Source organism: Paraburkholderia sp., from assembly GCF_034668105.1.
GTDB lineage: Bacteria > Pseudomonadota > Gammaproteobacteria > Burkholderiales > Burkholderiaceae > Paraburkholderia.
In genome coordinates this window covers 1-5576 of record NZ_JAXDPY010000577.1, presented here as the reverse complement: position 1 = coordinate 5576, position 5576 = coordinate 1, and the positions used below count along the sequence as shown (strand labels likewise).

At 60.2% G+C, this 5576-nt stretch carries 5 protein-coding genes; 2 read left to right on the top strand and 3 right to left on the bottom strand.

The window, feature by feature from the left end; genetic code table 11:
• Together QOC89_RS25640 and QOC89_RS25635 are read right to left on the bottom strand one after the other, a co-directional pair.
• Positions 1-396, bottom strand: a 396-nt coding sequence (locus tag QOC89_RS25640; protein WP_323047581.1) for a hypothetical protein, incomplete at its 3' end; no start/stop codon positions are given.
• Complete coding sequence (locus QOC89_RS25635) at positions 386-1630, bottom strand: DUF1479 domain-containing protein (RefSeq protein WP_323047580.1); 1245 nt, start codon at positions 1628-1630, stop codon at positions 386-388. The genes QOC89_RS25640 and QOC89_RS25635, both read right to left, overlap by 11 nt.
• A 93-nt stretch (positions 1631-1723) precedes the next feature.
• Here QOC89_RS25635 and QOC89_RS25630 point away from each other — a divergent pair, with 93 nt between their 5' ends.
• The gene (locus tag QOC89_RS25630; protein WP_323047579.1) at positions 1724-2692 is read left to right on the top strand and encodes a helix-turn-helix domain-containing protein; all 969 of its coding nucleotides are present in this window, start codon (positions 1724-1726) and stop codon (positions 2690-2692) included.
• A gap of 65 nt (positions 2693-2757) precedes the next feature.
• Here the strand turns inward: QOC89_RS25630 and QOC89_RS25625 are convergent, their stop codons facing one another.
• Positions 2758-3399, bottom strand: a complete 642-nt coding sequence (locus tag QOC89_RS25625) for a TetR/AcrR family transcriptional regulator (protein ID WP_323047578.1) — start codon at positions 3397-3399, stop codon at positions 2758-2760.
• Positions 3400-3633: 234 nt separating this feature from the next.
• On the opposite strand from QOC89_RS25625, the gene QOC89_RS25620 reads away from it, so the two are divergent.
• Entirely contained in the window at positions 3634-5352 is a 1719-nt protein-coding gene (locus QOC89_RS25620) for an ATP-binding protein (RefSeq protein ID WP_323047577.1), read from the top strand.
• The last annotated feature ends 224 nt before the right edge of the window (positions 5353-5576 follow it).

Sequence of the window (5576 nt, the reverse complement as noted above, 5' to 3'; positions counted from 1 at the left end):
TTGAACTGAGCCGCTCCTGACCGAGGCGGGTTTGGCGTTGCTGGACGACGCACGGGCGATCCTCGCGCGGATCGAACACGCGAAAGAAAGCGTCTGGGGGACCGTCAGCGGCGAGGTTGGGCGCTTGATCTCCGCGATGAGCCGTTCATCGCCTATCCGCGGCAAGCGGGCGTCGCGGTCTCCGAAAAGGTGGCCAATACGGCATGCGTTCCAGCCATGAGCAGCGTAGCAAGCGTCACAGCCGATGTGAGTGATCGTTTCATTGCAGTCTCCGAAATTTTCGTTACCGATCGAGCGACGCGTTCGCGGCCAGGCGAACGCGCAGTCGTGCCCGTTTTCATGCGTGTCAAAAAGTACTGGCCCGTCTTTGCTGTACTTGCCCGAACTACAGGTCAAATCCAAGTTGCGACTTGCCGAGCGGTGTCAGGTCGTCGGCGGTTGCGCGTCCGGTGAAATCCACTTCGAAGTGGTCGGCCGGGAAATCGGGCGGGCTTTCGCCCTTGAGGAAGCTCGGCAATTGACGCTTCAGGTAAGCGTCGTTTTTTGCGCACGCGGGCGCCGCAGCGATATACATCACATTGCTATAGCCCGCCCCCTTGTGCTCGTCTTCGACCGCGTGGATGACATCGCTGTGCCAGAACACCGTGTCGCCCGCTTCCATTTTGGGAATCGACGATAGCGCCTCGAACAATGGCGCATGAAATTCCCGCTTGATCGACAGCGCCCGCCCGGGCATGGCGCCGCAGAGGTCGTCCTCCGCGACGTCGTCCTGAAGCGCGCGCAGCAGGATGTACACCATCGAGTTGGCGATCGGAACGAGTTGCAGCGTGCCGTCGCCCGGGCCTTGCGGCGTCAGCGCAGTCCAGCCCTGGAATGTGCGGAACATCGAACAGACGGCCGGCGAAGCGATCTCCTCCACGTCAGGCCGGAAAGCCGCGTCGAACGGATCGTAGTCGCGCCAGTTCCCTGCGAATACATGGCGGTACACCTTGCGGAAATTGCCTTCGATCCAGCGCTCGACGGACCCGCCGTCGCAATGCGCCGACAAGCCGAGCGACTCGGAGCCAGGCGGGCGGCGGCGCAGACGATCGGCATAGACAGGCACACGCGCCGGATCGAAGTGCACGCGGCCTTCGCTCTCATTGCGCCACAGTGAGTTCAGGAACACGCGCGCCGCAGTCAGCGACTCCGACTGACGGGCCAGTACTTGTGGCTTCGACCAGTACACGCCATAGATCTGCGGCTTGCTGGACGCCAACTGGCCAAAGTATTTGTCTTCAGCGCGGTTTTCGAGGCGCTTGTCGAGATGATTGCGCTCGACATAGCTGGCGATATCCTCGTCCCAACTCTGCACCAGCGCACGCGGAAACACCTTGCGAATCACGCAGGCGCCACGCGCCTTGACGAGCGCGATCTGGTCCGCGCTGACGCGTTGTTCGGTGATATCGGAAAACTGAATCTCGGGTATGACGTCTTCCCCGCGATCGCGTTGTCCGGCGATTCGCTTCGCCTCGGCGCTGATCGCTTCTTCGACTTCGGCGAAGACCTCCCGGTAGTTGGGCAACGCCGCGCGCAATGCGCTTTTCGCTTGCCGGATCGCGCTCGGCAAATCTTCGATTTTCAACGCCATGATTGTCTCCATCTGGACTGGGTATGCCTGAGGATATGTCGTGCCTGCGCGCTTTGGTGATACTATTCAGGCGACTAATTTGCGTTTTCGGCCATGAAACCAGCCTATGAGCATGTCGAGTTCGGTGAGGACTGTTCGCTGCGGGTTTACCATCGCCGCCTGCCCCGTATTCCGTTCGAGTGGCATCACCATCCGGAGTACGAGTTAACGCTGACCATGAACAGTCATGGCAAGCGCTACATCGGCGACTCCGTGAACAACTATGAGGCCGAGGATCTCGTCCTCGTGCCGCCGGATCTTCCCCACACCTGGGCGTCGAATCGTTCGATCGAGCCGTCCTCTCCACAAGTCGCCATCGTTATCTGGTTCGACGGCGAATGGGCGCGGCGTATGGCGGATTGTTGCCCCGAATATGAACCGCTGCGCAAGCTGTTGCGCAGGGCCGCGTGCGGACTGGCCTTCGAGCCGCCTGCCGGCCAATGGATGCGCGGCCAGCTGGACTCGTTACTATCGAGCAGAGCACGCGAGCGGCTTGGCGCGGCCCTCGATATCCTGTGCACGCTAGCCGATGCGCCGGGCCAGCCACTCGCCTCGCCGAGTGCTTTCAACCAGGCAAGCGGCCCATCCGGTCACGAGCCCGAACGGATCAACCGGGTCCTTTCGATGATCGACGCGCACTTTGCCGAACCGCTGCGGCTGGCAGACCTCTGCGCGGCCGCCAATCTGTCGGAACGCACGCTCACGCGTTACTTTGTTCAGCACATTGGTGAGAGCGTCGGTCGATATCTCGCCCGGGTTCGTATCGGTCACGCGTGCCGGATGCTGGTCGACACCGCGCTGCCCGTTGCCGTGATCGCTGCCCGTTCGGGCTTCGCGAACGTTGCGAATTTCAATCGGCAGTTCAGGGCGGCGAAGCAAACAACCCCGGCCGAATATCGGCGGCAGTTCGCGGCTGCGGGGTCCCAGGATAAGGACGTAGCGGCTCACCTGACCGAACGGTCTCCCTCACTTCAAAAGAAGCGTAAATCAAACGGTGAGCGAAGCGGCGCGCAGACCGCTTAATAGTACTGCGCGCGTCTGCGGCAATAGCAATCTGTGAGCGCTATGGCGCGCGCCTCGCATCCTGTTCATGTACCGCGGACTTCGTGGGGCACGCGGGAAACACGGCGCTTTCGAACCCCACGCGCCGCTACCGGCCAACCCGCCAACACTGCAATCACGACCTGGCGAAGTTGACGACGTGTCGCGCCGCCCCTGGCCTGAACGGCCAGCCCCTGGATCAGTGTCGAAATGAATGCGGCGGCGTCATGACTGTTCATCCCATCCGGAAGCGGTCCCGCATTCTTTATGGACTCGAAGCGCATTCGCAAAAGTCGTTCAAAGTCGTTGCGGCTCTCTGCAAGTTCTTCTCTTAACGGACGCGCGTCTTCACTACAGGCGAGCGCCGACAACGTGACGAGGCAACCCGCCGGCGTATTTCGGCCCGTGTGAAGGTCGACGATTCCAACCAGCAGCTTCTCTGCAATCAGCCGGGGCGTTGTTTGCGCCAAAGCGACCATGCGAAAGGCCAACTGGTTGCGGGTATATCGGTCGAGAACCCGGCGAAAAAGCCCAAGCTTGCTGTCAAACGCCTTATATAAGCTGGACTTCGTGAGTCCCGTTGCTTCCTGCAGATCGGCCAGCGACGCTGCCTCGTAGCCTTCGTCCCAAAAGACGTGCAACGCTCTTTCCAGAACATAGTCTTCGTCGAACTCGCGTGGTCGCGCCATGATGCCCTCCGTCGGTACCTGATGATTGTATACCTATCGGTTCCTAATTCAGGTCGACGAAAAAGTCCCTGCAATTTCAGCCGCATTCTCCATTGGTCAAAAATTTTGCACGGTACGTTCGAAATCTTCCAATGCTCATTCATGGTTTGTGACTTACCATTTGCGGTCTGAGCAGCTGCGTGCTGTACCTGGTGTCGTTCATCAACCGGTTAACTCTTGGATATCGAGCGTGCAATGGTACAAATCGGACAGGTTCAGGTGCTGCTGGAAAGCCGCGAGATACGAATTCACGGTGAGTTGATGAATTTAGGGAGCCGGGCGTTCTGCATCCTCGAAATGCTGGTTCGCGCGCGCGGCACGCTTGTCTCGAAGGACGAAATCATGCGACGGGTCTGGCCGGACACCGTCGTCGAAGAGAACAATCTGCAGGTGCAGATTGGGACCCTGAGAAAGCTGCTTGGGGAGGATCGCCAACTGATCCGCACCGTCCCGGGCCGCGGCTATCTGCTCTTGCTGCCGTGCGCAGCCGACACGGAAAACCTGCCACCAACGATCCGTTCCACAACGATCGCGGTCGACAGCGCGGAGCTGATCGGACGCGAATCATCGGTGCATGAGCTGACTGACCTGCTCCGCAAGGCACGCCTGGTGACGCTTGTTGGTGCGGGCGGCATCGGCAAGACCAGCCTTGCCCGGAAAGTGGCGTCAGAAGCTGCCCCGCTGTTTCCAGCGGGAGTCGTCCTTGTTCCGTTGGCGAGCGTGACGGGCGGCCGCCTTGTGATCGACGCCGTGGCTACGGCACTGGGCATGCAGGTTTCATCCGGGCGCGTCTCGATACAACACATCGCGGCCGGGATAGCTGGCAAACGAATGCTGCTGATTATCGACAACTGCGAACACGTGATAGATGCCGCCGCCGAACTCGCGGATGCGCTGACGTCGAACAACCCAGACGTGTCGGTCCTTGCAACAAGCCGCGAGTCCTTGCGTACGCGAGGCGAGACACTCTATCGAGTACCGCCGCTGGATACGCCTCGAGAAGGGAGCCAGAAACAGGAGGCTTTGCAGACGAGTGCCGTGCAGCTCTTTCTTTCCCGTGTCCGGGCCGTTGATCCGAGCTTTCCGTCGCATGAGAGGTCGCTCGCGCTGGTCGGTCTCGTGTGCCGGCAACTCGACGGGATCCCGCTCGCGATCGAGCTCGCCGCGGCACGTGCTGCGACGCTCGGCATCGAAGTACTGGCGGAACATCTCGACGACCGCCTGCGCATTCTTGCCGGCGGATGCCGTACAGCGCTGCCTCGACATCAGACACTCAAGGCGACGTTCGATTGGAGCTATCGCCTGCTTGACGATCTTGAACGTATCCTGTTCAGGCGGCTGGGTGTCTTCGTCGATGGCTTCTCTTTCCGTGCCGCGCTGCACGCGATGGAGGACCAAAGGACCACACACGCCGAAGTACTGGAAGCATTGAGCGGTCTCGTTTCGAAGTCTCTTGTCATTCACGATAGTTCGAACGCTTCGAGATATAGCCTGCTCGAATCAACGCGCGCCTACGCGTTGCAACAACTCGACGACCACGGCGAGAGAAAGTCGGCGTCATTGGCGCATGCCCTCTATGTCTTCGAGACGTTCACCAGCGCTCAAAAGGGCCGCGACGGACGACCCGTTGAATGCCGGATGAAAACGGTCCGGGACGAGCTTGGAAATCTGCGAACCGCGCTCGATTGGGCCTTCTCGGCGAGTGGCATTGTCGAGGCGGGTATCGATCTATCCATTGTCGCGGCGCCCTGCCTCTACGAGATCTCACTGGTTGACGAGTGCGCGGAGCGGGCAATTTCCGAGCCGAAGTCTGCCACCGCGATAACGGGACCCAAGCCACCGAATGCACTCGGTACCCCCGACTGTACGTTGTCCTGCAACCCGATGTATCCCACGCCCCCGCAACAGTATTAATAGAATTTTCGGCTGAATCTGAGTTTTCAGCCGGCTCCTTAAGGACGTTTCAGAAGTACGCAAAGATTTTTCAGGCTGCGCCAGCCTACGCTCCTATCGACATCGAGATCGCCGTCAACTCACGTGCATGGCATGCGACGGACGAGAACGTCGAGTCTCTCACGGCCGCATGAGTGCGCCGTGATGACCCCTTGTCGAATGAATTGAAGGAGCCTTCCATGGCG

Coding starts and splice junctions, on each gene's coding strand:
- QOC89_RS25630 (WP_323047579.1), top strand. CDS start 1,724: ATGAAACCAGCCTATGAGCATGTCGAGTTCGGTGAGGACTGTTCGCTG.
- QOC89_RS25625 (WP_323047578.1), bottom strand. CDS start 3,399: ATGGCGCGACCACGCGAGTTCGACGAAGACTATGTTCTGGAAAGAGCG.
- QOC89_RS25635 (WP_323047580.1), bottom strand. CDS start 1,630: ATGGCGTTGAAAATCGAAGATTTGCCGAGCGCGATCCGGCAAGCGAAA.
- QOC89_RS25620 (WP_323047577.1), top strand. CDS start 3,634: ATGGTACAAATCGGACAGGTTCAGGTGCTGCTGGAAAGCCGCGAGATA.